We start from the raw sequence: 14665 nt of genomic DNA, 5'->3' as shown, positions 1-14665 counted from the left end.
TCCCGATGTTACATAAAAATGATTACCGACTCGGGATTGATGTCGGCGGTACGAATACGGACGCAGCCATTTTAGATGCTGACCTGCGCTGTATTGCGACGGCCAAATTTCCTACCAGCGTGGATGTCTATAGCGGCATTGAGCGTGTGATTGCGGCGGTATTAGCTCAGTCTGGCATTGCACCGCAGCATATTCGCTATGCAATGTTAGGCACAACGCAATGTACCAATGCGATCGTTGAGCGCAAGGGGCTGGATCGCGTTGGATTATTGCGCTTGAGTTTGCCAAGCAGTGATAGCGTTCCGCCGCTGTTTGGCTGGGACGACGAATGGCAAAGGACATTAGGCGAGCATTTCTACCAGATTCACGGTGGCTATGAATTTGATGGCCGAGAGATCCATTCTGTATTGCAGGATGAAGTGTTGGCGATTTGTGACAAGATGCGTGGTCATGTGGATAGCGTGGCTATCTGTGGCGTATTTTCTCCTGTCAATAATGCACAAGAATTGCAGGTTGCTCAGTGGGTCAATGCAGCATTACCCGATGTCTCCCTGTCGTTATCCCACCGGATAGGCAGCACGGGGTTACTGGAAAGAGAAAATGCGACGATCCTGAATGCGTCGTTGCAAAGCACTGCCAACCGTTTTGTTAACGGCTTTACACAAGCGCTCATTCGGCACGGTATCAAGGCTACCCCTTTCTTCGGACAAAACGACGGCACATTGATGTCCGAAAGTGTGGTGAAGCAATATCCTATTTTGACGATGGCCTGTGGGCCAACGAATTCAATTCGCGGGGCTTGCCATCTTTCCGGGTTAGATAATGCGCTGATTATCGATGTCGGCGGTACAACGACAGATATTGGCGTGTTGATCAATGGGTTCCCGCGTGAATCGGCCATCGCCGTTGAAGTAGGCGCTGTACGGACGAATTTCAGAATGCCGGATATTATCTCTATCGGTATTGGCGGTGGAACCTGTGTTCGTCAGTTTCAGGATGGGAAGATTACCCTTGGACCCGATAGTGTTGGCTACCGTCTTCTTGAACAGGGTGTCAGCTTTGGCGGGGAGACGTTAACGCTTAGCGATATCGTGCTACAACTTCATCGTGAGCGATGGACATCCGATCTCTCTTGTTCATTACCCGTACTGGATAACGCACTTTGCCAGCAGGCTTACCGTCAGATGATTGATAAAGTGGAAAATGCTATCGATCGCATCAAATCGTCAAGTACGGCTATCCCCGCTGTGCTTGTTGGTGGCGGTAGTATCTTGCTGCCTGACGTTTTGTCTGGCGTCAGTCAGGTCATGCGTCCACAGAATTTCGATGCGGCAAATGCGGTTGGCGTGGCGTTAGGAATGGTGGGAGCACAAATCGAGCGTGTGGTGAAAATGCCGGATAACGAGCGTGAAAAGATAAAAAGCGAATTGCTACAGCAAACCATTTGTCTGGCAGAAGAGACAGGAGCGATGCCGGGCAGCGTTGAAATTATTGATTATCAGGAAATTCCGTTGGCTTATTTACCGGGGAATGCGGTGCAGGTGAAAATCAAGGCAGCAGGGAATCTGGCCTAGCCGCGTTTATTCTGTCGCAATATTTATCCGCCAGAAAAAAATATCCTCCGGCATAGCCGGAGGTTTTTCATATGCGCCTATAAGGCTCTGTTACCAGCCGCGCCCTAACAGGCGCATCGCGATCTGACATTTGCATCTATGGATTACTTACGGCCCGTAAACGGGCTACCAGGATACGGGATCGAGAGTTGCTCTCCCATTTTATCCTCTTCCAGTTGGTGCTTTATGTATTCTTGTATCTTGACCGTGTTTTTTCCTACCGTATCAACGTAATACCCTCGGCACCAAAACTCCCTATTACGGTATTTGAACTTCAAATCGCCAAACTGCTCATAAAGCATCAGGCTACTCTTTCCCTTCAGATACCCCATAAATCCCGAGACACTCATCTTCGGCGGGATTTCCAGAAGCATATGGATGTGATCCACACAGCATTCCGCTTCCAGAATATTCACGTTTTTCCATTCGCACAGCTTTCTTAAAATGCTGTCTATCGCTCTGCGTTTTTCCCCGTAGAACACCTGTCTTCGGTACTTCGGCGCAAAAACTATGTGATATTTACAGTTCCATCGGGTGTGCGCTAAGCTCTTTTCGTCCCTCATTGGGACCCCCTTTTGATTTCTTGTTGAACGTTTGCAGTTGCCAGACCGCAAACTGTTTTAACAAATCAAAAGGGGTTTTTATAACTGGCTCAAAGCTGAAAGCTTTACTGAACCCCCAGCCTAGCTGGGGGTTTTCTAGGCACAATGAAAATAGCGCGCCGTGAGCGCGCTATTTTTCAGGAGGTAGACTAGTACATGACCTTATGACCGTAGCCTTCAAGAATCGATTTAATGCGATCCATGGTATCGGCTTTTGGCGGTTTAACACCGTCCAATTTGTACTCTTCCCCCATGGCGATCCACTTGTGTTTGCCAAGCTCATGGTAGGGAAGCAGTTCAATTTTTTCGATATTCGTCATATCCTTGGTAAATTCTCCCAGCTTGTGTGCAGACGCATCGTCGTCGGACCAGCCGGGAACGACTACATAGCGTATCCAGGTACGCTGGTTGCGCTTTGCCAGATAGCGAGCAAAATCCAGAGTACGGTGGTTCGATACGCCAACTAAATTCTGGTGTATATCGTCGTTCATTTGCTTTAAGTCGAGCATGACCAAATCGCTGACGTCTAAAAGTTCGTCAATGACGGGGTCGTAACGGCGCACAAATCCGTTGGTATCCAGACAGGTGTTAATGCCTTCTGCCTTACAGGCACGGAACCAGTCACGTACAAACTCCGCTTGCAGAATAGCCTCGCCGCCTGATGCCGTAACGCCGCCGCCCGATGCATTCATAAAGTGGCGATAGGTCACGACTTCTTTCATAAGTTCTTCAACCGTGACTTCCTTGCCACCGTGCGTATCCCAGGTATCGCGGTTATGGCAATACAGGCAGCGCATCAGGCAGCCTTGGAAGAAGATGATAAAACGGATACCTGGGCCATCGACAGTGCCACAGGATTCAAAGGAGTGGATGCGACCGATTACTGACATTGCGAGGTTTTCTCCAAATGTGACCGAACAATAGCGGTCTTAATGAGCGCAGTCATGAGAAAGCTGGTATCACTCTGGCAAAAACTATGACAGAAAAACACCGTGTGACAGATGCTGCGTCGAATCTGTTTTGCGAGCCATCCACATGGTGAGAGTGATATAGCGGGCTGGCAAAACAGGTTAACAATTTGAGCGACACGCGAGGGTGAGAAAAAGGCCCCACGGACGTGGAGCCTTTATTTTACGCCTTTTCAGACAGTCATGGAAATTACATTGACTGGGTGAACGTACGGGTGATGACGTCTTTTTGCTGTTCTTTCGTCAGTGAGTTGAAACGCACTGCGTAGCCGGATACACGGATAGTCAACTGCGGATATTTTTCCGGATTTTCCATCGCATCAAGCAACATTTCACGGTTCATGACGTTAACGTTCAGGTGCTGACCGCCTTCAATGCTGGCTTCATGGTGGAAATAACCATCCATCAGGCCGGCGAGGTTAGCTTTACGCACGTTGTCGTCTTTACCTAACGCGTTTGGCACGATGGAGAAGGTATAAGAAATACCATCTTTGGCGTAAGCAAACGGCAGCTTAGCAACAGATGTCAGAGAGGCAACCGCGCCTTTCTGGTCACGTCCGTGCATTGGGTTAGCACCGGGTCCGAATGGCGCGCCTGCGCGACGGCCGTCTGGTGTATTACCGGTTTTCTTACCATATACCACGTTAGAGGTGATGGTCAGAACAGACTGCGTTGGCGTTGCGCCACGGTAGGTATTCAGTTTCTGAATTTTCTTCATGAAACGTTCAACCAGGTCACAAGCCAGTTCATCTACGCGAGCATCGTTGTTACCGAATTGCGGGTATTCGCCTTCGATATCAAAGTCGATAGCCAGACCATCTTCATCACGAATAGGTTTCACTTTGGCATATTTGATGGCTGACAGGGAGTCAGCAGCAACAGACAAACCAGCGATACCACACGCCATGGTACGGAACACGTCACGATCATGCAGAGCCATCAGCGACGCTTCGTAGCTGTATTTGTCGTGCATGTAGTGAATGATGTTCAACGCGGTGACATACTGTTTAGCCAGCCAATCCATGAAGTGATCCATGCGATCCATCACTTCATCGAAGTTCAGCACATCGCCTTTGATCGGTTCTGATTTCGGACCAACCTGCATTTTCAGTTTTTCGTCCACGCCGCCGTTGATAGCGTACAGCATGGTTTTTGCCAGGTTTGCACGCGCACCGAAGAACTGCATTTGTTTGCCCACGATCATCGGGCTTACGCAGCAAGCAATCGCGTAGTCATCGTTGTTAAAGTCAGGACGCATCAGATCGTCATTCTCGTATTGCAGAGAAGAGGTATCGATGGAGACTTTAGCCGCATAGTTTTTGAAACTTTGTGGCAGCTTTTCAGACCACAGAATGGTCATATTTGGTTCTGGAGACGGCCCCATGGTGTACAGGGTGTTCAGGAAGCGGAAGCTGGTTTTGCTGACCAGCGTACGACCATCCAGACCCATACCGGCCAGAGATTCGGTTGCCCAGATTGGGTCGCCAGAGAACAGCTCATCATACTCAGGCGTACGCAGGAAACGGACCATACGCAGTTTCATGACCAAGTGGTCAATCATTTCCTGAGCGTCTTCTTCCGTGATTTTGCCTGCTTTCAGATCGCGCTCAAGGTAGATATCCAGGAAGGTAGAGACACGTCCGAAGGACATCGCCGCACCGTTCTGTGATTTCACCGCAGCCAGATAGCCGAAGTAAGTCCACTGCACGGCTTCCTGAGCTGTCGCCGCTGGGCCAGAAATGTCACAGCCATATTTAGCTGCCATTTCTTTAATTTGGCTCAGTGCATGATGTTGATCGGCAATTTCTTCACGCAGACGGATGGTTGCTTCCAGATCTTCGCCGTTTTCCAGTTTGGATTGTAGAGAAGTGAACTGAGCAAACTTGTCTTTCATCAGGTAGTCGATACCGTACAGCGCAACACGACGGTAGTCACCGATGATACGGCCACGGCCGTAGGCATCTGGCAGACCTGTCAGAACGCCTGATTTACGACAACGCAGGATATCTGGCGTGTAAACATCGAACACGCCTTGGTTGTGCGTTTTGCGGTATTCAGTGAAGATTTTTTTCAGTTGAGGATCCAGTTCACGACCGTAAACTTTGCATGAACCTTCAACCATTTTGATGCCGCCGAACGGAATTAACGCACGTTTCAGCGGAGCGTCAGTTTGCAGACCAACGATTTTTTCCAGACCTTTGTTGATGTATCCCGCGTCGTGAGACGTGATAGTTGCAGCAACATTGGTATCAAAATCAACAGGCGCGTGAGTACGGTTTTCCTGTTTGATGCCTTCCATAACGCTGTCCCACAGCGCTGAGGTCGCTTTGGTTGCGCCAGCCAGGAAAGACTCATCACCTTCATACGGCGTGTAGTTTTTCTGGATAAAGTCACGAACGTTGACGTTATCCTGCCATTCACCTTTGCTAAAGCCTTGCCATGCATTGGCCAATTTTTCATTCAGCTCGGTCATTTTACACCTACCTTTGATATGGATTTCTTAAAACCCGACGTTGCGGCCGATGGCACCTTAGTGGTGCTTGTCTCCACCGCGCAAATAAATTACCCAATATGTTAAACCAACCATTACGCCGCCGCCGATGATGTTCCCCAGGGTAACGGGAATCAAGTTATCGGTAATGAAGTGGCTAACGGTTAAATGTTCAAACTGAGACGGCACCATTCCGATCGCATTCCAGAATTCTGGAGCCGCAAAATTTTTGATAACAATGCCCATAGGAATCATGAACATGTTGGCGATACTGTGCTCAAATCCGCTGGCAACAAACATGGCGACAGGCAGGATCATAGCAAACATTTTATCGGTGAGCGTGCGGCCAGAGTAACTCATCCACACGGCCAGACAAACCATCAGATTAGCGAGGATACCCAGACACAGCGCTTCAACGAATGTGTGTTCAAGTTTATGCTCTGCCGTTTGCAGGACGTTGAGACCCCACGCACCGTTTGCGACCATGTGCTCTCCCGAGAACCAGATAAGGCCAACGAAGAAAAGCGCGCCAATCAGGTTGCCGATGTAGACATTTGCCCAATTATAGGCTAGTTGCTTCCAGGTAATACGTCCACTGGCTTTGGCAATCACGATGAGAACGGTTGAGGTAAATAAGTCTGCACCGCAGACGACAACCAACATGAGGCCAAGGGAGAAACAGATACCACCGATCAATTTCGCGATGCCGAAAGGGATCGTCGCAGTTCCAGTAGTAGCCGTAATATAAAAGACGAAGGCGATCGAAATAAATACACCCGCGGTGATCGCTAAATAAAACGTCGTACACGGTTGTTTTGTAGCTTTATAGACTCCGGCGTCTTCAGCAACTTTTGCCATGGCGGCCGGAAGTAATAGAGTAAAGGGGTTGTCAGCTTTCACACTAACTCTCTCTTAAAAATTATCAGCGTTGAGATACTAACAAAGCAGTATACGGTAAAATTTGACGTGGATCATATTGCAAGAAATTAGCAGGTTGGTAGACAGGGTAACACACCGTGTTTTCATGGTTAATTTATTGAATTTTATAATAAAAAAATATTTTAAATTTTATAAAAAGAGTTGAATGATAGACGTTAAACCTACCGATTTAGCGTTAATGAAAATCATGTTTTGTAGAATTTCAGTACCACCTTGTCGATGTAATTTAATTAAAAATTTACTATTCAATAACAATGTTCTGATTATGCATTACGAATAATAAATATTGCCCTTAAGATAATAAAATAGCCCTTTAAGATAAAGGGCTATTGGTAGGTCGCTATTTGCACTCGATCGCACTCATCGATATAAGACGCGTGCTGACTGCATCACTCTGACATTATTTTGCCTGCCAATAACGACGTTTTGCCTGTTGCAGTTTTTCATAGGCCGCCAGCAGTGACTGGTGCGCAGGTAAAGAGTTAAAGGTGTCATCTACGGCAAACAGACCATAGAAGCAGGCTTCGCCCGCAACGGCGGCACTGGCGGCATCGACCGTTTGACTGCCGTACATTTTGGTAAAGGCATCGTAATAGTCACTCGGATCGCGCTCGGGCTCCAGTGCCAGCAACAGCAGAGTTTGCAGGCAACGGTAGTAATTGCTGCGCTCTGCGGTAAAGATGGAGTCGTTGAAGTCCTGCGTCCACTCTGTCCAACTGAGCGCCTGATCCAGATCGCCCCCGGCCAGTGCCAGCATGGCTTTCAACTCACCAACGCGCAGCGTGAACCAACCATTATCTTTACCGGTGGCAATGCCCAGCAGTTCGCGTACGCGGGTAAAGTCATCCAGTCCTTCATCATCCAGTTGTTGTAACAGAGCCAGATACTCTTCTTTTTCCCACTGGCTATCAGGCAGTGCCAGCAGCGTGTCGCGCAGATGAGCGCCCATGCTGTTATTAGCCAGTAACAGGTCGTCGGCTGGGTAGATGTCTGACATTCCCGGCACGATGATGCGGCAGGCATAAACAGCCAGATGCTCATAGTCAGCAATGTAAACTTCTTTATCTTCCTGCTCGAAGATCGCCATCAGTGTGGCGAATTCTTCTTCCGTCGATCCTTTAAAGCTCCAGTCGGCAAATTCATAATCGGCTTGTTTCTTGAACATGTCCCAGGAGATTAGGCCGCTGGAGTCGATAAAGTGAGTTTCCAGATTGGCATGCTCGGCTACTTCTTCATCATCGAACGTTGGCGGGGTGAATACGTCCAGATCTTTCAGACCGCGACCTTGCAACAGTTCGGTGACGGTACGCTCCAATGCCACACCGAAGTCAGGGTGCGCACCGAAGGAGGCAAAGCAGGTGCCATTAGCGGGGTTGAATAGCACGACGCAGATAACCGGATATTTCCCGCCGAGTGACGCGTCGTAAGAGAAAATTGGGAAGCCTTCTTTTTCCAGCGTAGCAATCGCTTCAACCACGCCAGGGTAACGGTTCAGCACCGCTTGTGGAATTTCTGGCAGGCTGATGGATTCGGCGATAATACGGTTTTTGATGCTGCGCTCGAACACTTCAGACAGCCCCTGAACGCGGGCTTCGTTGGCGGTATTCCCGGCTGACATCCCGTTAGAAACGTACAGGTTACCGATGATATTCATCGGAATGTAGACGGTTTGTTGATCGGACTGGCGAGTAAATGGCAGCGCACAAATGCCCCTGTCGGCATTGCCGGATTGCAGATCGATCAGATCGCTGGCGCTCAGTTCCTGTTCGGGATCATAAAATTGGTGCAGGCGGGCATCCAGAATACCTTCCGGCAAGGTGTCATCTTCCGGGATCGGGAACCATTTTTCGTTCGGATAATGAACGAAGTCGCCGTTAGCGATGGTTTTGCCGAGATAGAAATCAGCAAAGAAATAGTTGGTGGACAGACGTTCGAAATACTCACCTAACGCGGAAGCCAGTGCCGCTTTTTTACTGGCACCTTTGCCGTTAGTAAAGCAGAGTGGGCAGTCGCGATCCCGAATATGGACAGACCAGACGTGCGGCACTGGGTTGAGCCATGACGCTTCTTCGATGTTAAACCCCAGGTCCTGGAGCTGATGTTGAAAACGGGCGATGGAATCTTCCAGGGCGGCGTCTTTGCCTGGGATAAACGTTTGAGTCATGGTGTTCACTCTTATCGAGATTAGCGGAAGCGGCATGATACGGATTTTTCTGTCCAGACTCTATTTATTCATAACAGATCGGCAACAGTGAAAAACAACAGGCGGCGTAACGTGTCGTTTTGCATAATGAAAGCGCAATAAGCGTTGCAGCCGCGGTGGACGAGTGATAAAACCGATAGCAGGGTAAAAGTAGTGTGGTTATGGCGATCATTCCGTTATAACTACGGTCTTGTAACAGCGGTATTTGTACATCGGTGATAAAACAGCCGCTATTTTTCAGGTGTGGTGAGGGGAAATGACTCAGATTTTTAATTTTAGCGCCGGTCCAGCAATGCTGCCGGTTGAAGTATTGCGTCGTGCTGAACAGGAATTGTGTAATTGGAATGGCCTGGGCACATCGGTCATGGAAATCAGCCACCGCAGTAAAGAGTTTATGCAGGTTGCTGCTGAATCCGAACAAGATCTGCGTGATTTGCTGAAAATCCCCTCCAACTACAAAGTGCTCTTTTGTCACGGTGGCGCTCGTGCGCAATTTGCAGCCGTGCCGTTAAACCTCTTACGCGATCGCTCGACAGCGGATTACATTGACGGCGGCTATTGGGCGCACAGCGCAATCAATGAGGCAGAAAAATACTGCACGCCTAATGTGATTGACGTAAAAACGCGTGTAGACGGTCTGCGCGGCATTAAGCCGATGCGCGAATGGCAATTGTCTGATGACGCTGCGTTTGTGCATTACTGCCCAAATGAAACCATTGACGGTATTGCGATCGAAGAAGAGCCGGATTTTGGCGATAAAATTGTGGTCGCCGACTATTCTTCCAGCATCCTGTCTCGCCGCATTGACGTCAGCCGCTATGGCGTGATCTATGCGGGTGCGCAAAAAAACATCGGTCCTGCGGGTCTGACACTGGTTATTGTGCGCGAAGATTTGCTGGGTAAAGCGCGCCGTGAACTGCCATCGATTCTGGATTATCAGATTCTGGCAGACAATGACTCCATGTTTAACACGCCGCCGACCTTTGCCTGGTATCTGTCCGGCATGGTGTTTAAATGGTTGAAGGAGAATGGCGGTCTGGCTGAAATGGAAAAACGTAATCAGGAGAAAGCGGAGCTGCTGTATAGCGCAATCGATAACAGTGACTTCTATCGCAATGATGTCGCGCTGGCGAACCGTTCTCGGATGAACGTACCATTCCTGCTGGCCGACTCCGCACTGGATAACGTGTTCCTGGAGGAGTCTGTCGCTGCGGGTCTGCACGCACTGAAAGGCCATCGCGTAGTGGGCGGCATGCGTGCTTCTATCTACAATGCGATGCCATTGGAAGGCGTGAAAGCGCTGACTGAATTTATGGCCGACTTCGCACGTCGCCACGGTTGATTCATACAAACCTCGTTATACCTTTTGAGAAACCCCGGTCTTTCCGGGGTTTTATGTCCACGTTGAAAGAATAGGCTTTACATGCAGGAATCCCTGACCCTACAACCCATCAAGTTGATTAACGGCACGCTTAACCTTCCTGGCTCAAAAAGCGTCTCTAACCGTGCGCTTTTGTTGGCAGCCTTGTCTGAAGGAACAACCCGTCTGACTAACTTGTTAGACAGTGACGATGTCCGTCACATGCTGACCGCGTTAACGGCGCTGGGCGTTGAATATCATCTGTCATCTGATAGAACCGTGTGTGAGATTTCAGGTCTGGGGGGCGCATTTACGGCATCGCAACCGCTAGAGTTATTTTTAGGAAATGCAGGCACCGCGATGCGTCCACTGGCTGCCGCACTGTGTCTGACAGAGGGCGATATTGTCCTGACAGGCGAACCGCGGATGAAAGAGCGTCCCATCGGGCATCTGGTTGACGCGTTACGTCAGGGCGGGGCGAAAATTGATTATCTGGAGCAGGAAAACTACCCGCCGCTTCGTCTGCACGGCGGTTTTCAGGGCGGCGAAATCAGCGTCGATGGCAGCGTATCAAGCCAGTTCCTGACGGCACTGTTGATGACGGCTCCGCTGGCTGCCCAAGATACGCAAATTCGCATTCAGGGCGACCTGGTCTCTAAACCATATATTGATATCACGCTGCATATGATGAAAGCGTTTGGTATTGACGTTCATCATGAAAACTATCAGCGATTCTTCGTTGTAGGCCGCCAGCAGTATCGTTCACCGGGAGATTATCTGGTGGAAGGCGATGCGTCATCGGCCTCTTACTTTCTGGCGGCGGCGGCGATTAAAGGCGGCGTGGTGCGTGTTACGGGGGTCGGCCGCAATAGTGTCCAGGGTGATATTCGCTTTGCTGATGTTCTGGAGAAAATGGGCGCGACGGTGCGCTGGGGTGAGGATTACATCGAATGCGAACGCGGCGAACTGCATGCGATCGATATGGATATGAATCACATCCCTGATGCGGCGATGACAATCGCCACGGCGGCACTGTTCGCTCAGGGCGGTACGACCACGCTGCGTAATATCTATAACTGGCGTGTGAAAGAAACCGATCGTCTGGCGGCAATGGCGACCGAACTGCGTAAAGTTGGCGCGGAAGTGGAAGAGGGTAACGACTATATTCGCATCACGCCGCCGGCCAAGCTGCAAACGGCAGAAATCGGGACGTATAACGATCATCGTATGGCGATGTGTTTCTCGCTGGTGGCGCTGTCGGATACGCCTGTCACGATCCTTGACCCGAAATGTACCGCTAAAACCTTCCCCGACTACTTCGAACAACTGGCGCGTCTCAGCGAGCTGGCCTGATTCTTCTCTGAGGCACGGTTTCCGTGCCTTTTCTCTCTGCTTCTCTTCGACGATACGCTGTTTTTCTTTTGAAATTGCGTACTGCGTTCAGAGAATGTCTTATTTTTCCCGCCATTCTGGCATTGGGGTAACCTTTCTTTGTATTGATGCGTATAATGAGGCTCCGGGATGCGATAAACGGCATCAGCGGAACTTCCCAGTATGAAAGGAGAGAGAAATGACGGTGATGGCACCGGTAATTACGGTTGACGGACCGAGTGGCGCAGGCAAAGGTACTTTGTGTAAGGCATTGGCTGAAGCTTTACAATGGAATCTACTGGACTCGGGGGCTATCTATCGTGTTTTGGCTTTGGCCGCGTTACATCACCATGTGGATATCCGCTCGGAAGATGCGTTGGTTCCGCTGGCTTCTCATCTCGACGTCCGTTTTGTTGCAGACGACGGGCAGTTAAAAGTCATTCTGGAAGGCGAAGACGTCAGCCACGAAATTCGTACTGAAGCGGTGGGCAACACGGCTTCTCAGGCTGCGGCGTTTCCCCGTGTTCGTGAAGCATTGTTGCGCCGGCAGCGTGCTTTCCGTGAGGCTCCGGGGCTGATTGCCGATGGACGGGATATGGGAACGGTGGTCTTTCCTGATGCGCCCGTGAAGATTTTCCTGGATGCCAGTGCAGAAGAACGTGCACAACGTCGCATGCTACAGTTGCAGGGGAAGGGCTTTAATGTTAACTTTGAACGTCTTTTGTCTGAGATAAAAGAACGGGATGAGCGTGATCGCAGCCGCCCCGTTGCGCCGTTAGTGCCCGCAGCCGATGCGCTGGTGCTGGATTCAACGGAAATGACAATTGATGAAGTGATAGCGCGTGCGTTGGCTTATGCCCGCGAAATTTTAGCGTAATCACAGAAAACTGAATTTTTACCTCGCTGTAAGGATGCACAGCGGGGCATGTTAAACAACCCCATCGAGCAGGATGCCAGATGGACGTTAAATTGAAACCCTTAAGATTATCAACATGACTGAATCTTTTGCTCAACTCTTTGAAGAATCCCTGAAAGAAATCGAAACCCGTCCTGGTTCCATCGTACGCGGTGTTGTTGTTGCTATTGATAAAGATGTCGTACTGGTTGACGCCGGTCTGAAATCTGAATCTGCCATTCCGGTAGAGCAATTCAAGAACGCATCTGGCGAACTGGAAATTCAGGTCGGTGATGAAGTAGACGTTGCTCTGGACGCTATCGAAGATGGCTTCGGTGAAACGCTGCTTTCTCGCGAAAAAGCGAAACGTCATGAAGCATGGCTGACGCTGGAAAAAGCCTACGAAGAAGCTGCAACGGTTACCGGTATTATCAACGGTAAAGTTAAAGGCGGTTTCACTGTTGAGCTGAACGGCATTCGTGCGTTCCTGCCAGGTTCTCTGGTAGACGTTCGTCCGGTTCGCGATACGCTGCATCTGGAAGGCAAAGAGCTTGAGTTCAAAGTTATCAAGCTGGATCAGAAACGCAACAACGTTGTCGTTTCCCGCCGCGCAGTTATCGAATCTGAAAACAGCGCTGAGCGCGATCAACTGCTGGAAAACCTGCAAGAAGGCATGGAAGTTAAAGGTATCGTTAAGAACCTTACTGACTACGGTGCATTCGTTGATCTGGGTGGCGTTGATGGCCTGCTGCATATCACTGATATGGCTTGGAAACGTGTTAAACACCCAAGCGAAATCGTCAATGTGGGCGACGAAATCACTGTTAAAGTGCTGAAATTCGACCGCGAGCGTACTCGTGTATCTCTGGGCCTGAAACAACTGGGCGAAGATCCATGGGTTGCTATCGCTAAGCGTTACCCAGAAAGCACGCGTCTGACTGGCCGCGTAACCAACCTGACTGACTACGGCTGCTTCGTTGAAATCGAAGAAGGCGTTGAAGGTCTGGTACACGTTTCTGAAATGGATTGGACTAACAAAAACATCCACCCATCCAAAGTGGTTAACGTTGGCGATGTAGTGGAAGTGATGGTTCTGGATATCGACGAAGAACGTCGTCGTATCTCTCTGGGCCTGAAACAGTGTAAATCCAACCCATGGCAGTTGTTCGCAGAAACCCACAACAAGGGTGACCGCGTTGAAGGTAAAATCAAGTCTATCACTGACTTTGGTATCTTCATCGGTCTGGACGGCGGCATCGACGGTCTGGTGCACCTGTCCGACATCTCCTGGAACGTGGCTGGCGAAGAAGCCGTTCGCGAATACAAGAAAGGTGATGAAATCGCCGCTGTTGTTCTGCAAGTTGACGCAGAGCGCGAGCGTATCTCTCTGGGCGTGAAACAACTGGCTGAAGACCCGTTCAATAACTACCTGTCTGTTAACAAGAAAGGTGCTATTGTTACTGGTAAAGTTACCGCAGTTGACGCCAAAGGTGCTACAGTTGAATTAGCAGACGGCGTAGAAGGCTACCTGCGTGCTTCTGAAGCCTCTCGCGATCGCGTTGAAGACGCAACGCTGGTACTGAACGTTGGCGACAGCGTTGAAGCGAAATACACCGGTGTTGATCGTAAAAACCGCGTTGTTAGCCTGTCTGTTCGTGCAAAAGACGAAGCTGACGAGAAAGATGCAATCGCCACTGTCAACAACAAGCCGGAAGAAAGCAATTTCTCCAGCGCGATGGCAGAAGCGTTCAAAGCAGCTAAAGGCGAGTAATCACTACGGTGGAATGAGCAACGTAAGTTGCTCATTCTTGTAACGGTAGTCAGTTATCCTGGTTATTGATAACCACGCACTTGGAGGAGCTATGACCAAGTCTGAACTTATTGAAAGGCTTGCTGGACAGCAATCTCATATCCCGGCCAAAGTGGTTGAGGATGCAGTGAAAGAAATGCTTGAACAAATGGCTTCTACGTTAGCCGAAGGCGATCGTATTGAAATCCGTGGGTTTGGCAGTTTTTCACTTCACTACCGTGCACCGCGTGTAGGTCGTAATCCGAAAACGGGTGACAAAGTTGAGTTGGAAGGTAAGTACGTCCCTCACTTTAAGCCAGGTAAGGAACTCCGCGACCGTGCTAATATTTACGGCTAATCATTAGTCCTAAATAGCAGCCTGATAAAAGCACCCATCTTGGGTGCTTTTTTACATTTTTGGCTTTAGCCAGTTC

The 14665-nt window shown here is 49.6% G+C and carries 11 protein-coding genes; 6 read left to right on the top strand and 5 right to left on the bottom strand.

Annotated features, from left to right (window positions below):
- The first annotated feature begins 5 nt into the window (after positions 1 to 5).
- Positions 6 to 1574, top strand: a complete 1569-nt coding sequence (locus tag OI69_RS09195; RefSeq protein WP_039349121.1) for a hydantoinase/oxoprolinase family protein — start codon at positions 6 to 8, stop codon at positions 1572 to 1574.
- A 143-nt stretch (positions 1575 to 1717) separates the two neighbouring features.
- Here the strand turns inward: OI69_RS09195 and tnpA are convergent, their stop codons facing one another.
- The 5 genes from tnpA to ycaO form a co-directional block, all read right to left on the bottom strand.
- Entirely contained in the window at positions 1718 to 2176 is a 459-nt protein-coding gene (gene tnpA, locus OI69_RS09190) for an IS200/IS605 family transposase (RefSeq protein WP_039349120.1), read from the bottom strand.
- Between the two features lie 188 nt (positions 2177 to 2364).
- Complete coding sequence (pflA, locus tag OI69_RS09185; RefSeq protein ID WP_039349119.1) at positions 2365 to 3105, bottom strand: pyruvate formate lyase 1-activating protein; 741 nt, start codon at positions 3103 to 3105, stop codon at positions 2365 to 2367.
- Positions 3106 to 3373: 268 nt separating this feature from the next.
- Complete coding sequence (pflB, locus tag OI69_RS09180; RefSeq protein ID WP_039349118.1) at positions 3374 to 5656, bottom strand: formate C-acetyltransferase; 2283 nt, start codon at positions 5654 to 5656, stop codon at positions 3374 to 3376.
- Between the two features lie 57 nt (positions 5657 to 5713).
- The gene (gene focA, locus OI69_RS09175; protein ID WP_039349116.1) at positions 5714 to 6574 is read right to left on the bottom strand and encodes a formate transporter FocA; all 861 of its coding nucleotides are present in this window, start codon (positions 6572 to 6574) and stop codon (positions 5714 to 5716) included.
- Between the two features lie 439 nt (positions 6575 to 7013).
- Positions 7014 to 8777 carry a 30S ribosomal protein S12 methylthiotransferase accessory factor YcaO gene (gene ycaO / locus OI69_RS09170; RefSeq protein WP_039349113.1) on the bottom strand — a complete coding sequence of 588 codons (1764 nt, stop codon included), beginning with the start codon at positions 8775 to 8777 and terminating at the stop codon, positions 7014 to 7016.
- Between the two features lie 295 nt (positions 8778 to 9072).
- Between ycaO and serC the strand changes: the two genes are divergently transcribed.
- From serC to ihfB, 5 genes are all read left to right on the top strand, one after another.
- On the top strand, positions 9073 to 10158 hold the full coding sequence (gene serC / locus OI69_RS09165) for a 3-phosphoserine/phosphohydroxythreonine transaminase (RefSeq protein WP_039349109.1): 1086 nt from the start codon (positions 9073 to 9075) through the stop codon (positions 10156 to 10158).
- 81 nt (positions 10159 to 10239) lie between these two features.
- Positions 10240 to 11529, top strand: a complete 1290-nt coding sequence (aroA, locus tag OI69_RS09160; RefSeq protein WP_039349106.1) for a 3-phosphoshikimate 1-carboxyvinyltransferase — start codon at positions 10240 to 10242, stop codon at positions 11527 to 11529.
- Positions 11530 to 11746: 217 nt separating this feature from the next.
- The gene (cmk, locus tag OI69_RS09155; protein ID WP_039349099.1) at positions 11747 to 12424 is read left to right on the top strand and encodes a (d)CMP kinase; all 678 of its coding nucleotides are present in this window, start codon (positions 11747 to 11749) and stop codon (positions 12422 to 12424) included.
- 115 nt (positions 12425 to 12539) lie between these two features.
- Positions 12540 to 14213 (top strand): 30S ribosomal protein S1, encoded by a 1674-nt coding sequence (rpsA, locus tag OI69_RS09150; RefSeq protein ID WP_039349096.1) that lies wholly within the window; start codon positions 12540 to 12542, stop codon positions 14211 to 14213.
- Between the two features lie 91 nt (positions 14214 to 14304).
- Positions 14305 to 14589, top strand: a complete 285-nt coding sequence (gene ihfB, locus OI69_RS09145; protein ID WP_005967571.1) for an integration host factor subunit beta — start codon at positions 14305 to 14307, stop codon at positions 14587 to 14589.
- Positions 14590 to 14665: the final 76 nt, after the last annotated feature.

This window comes from Pectobacterium fontis (genome assembly GCF_000803215.1).
Classification (GTDB): Bacteria; Pseudomonadota; Gammaproteobacteria; order Enterobacterales; family Enterobacteriaceae; genus Pectobacterium; species Pectobacterium fontis.
This window is presented reverse-complemented; position numbering and strand designations above follow the sequence as displayed.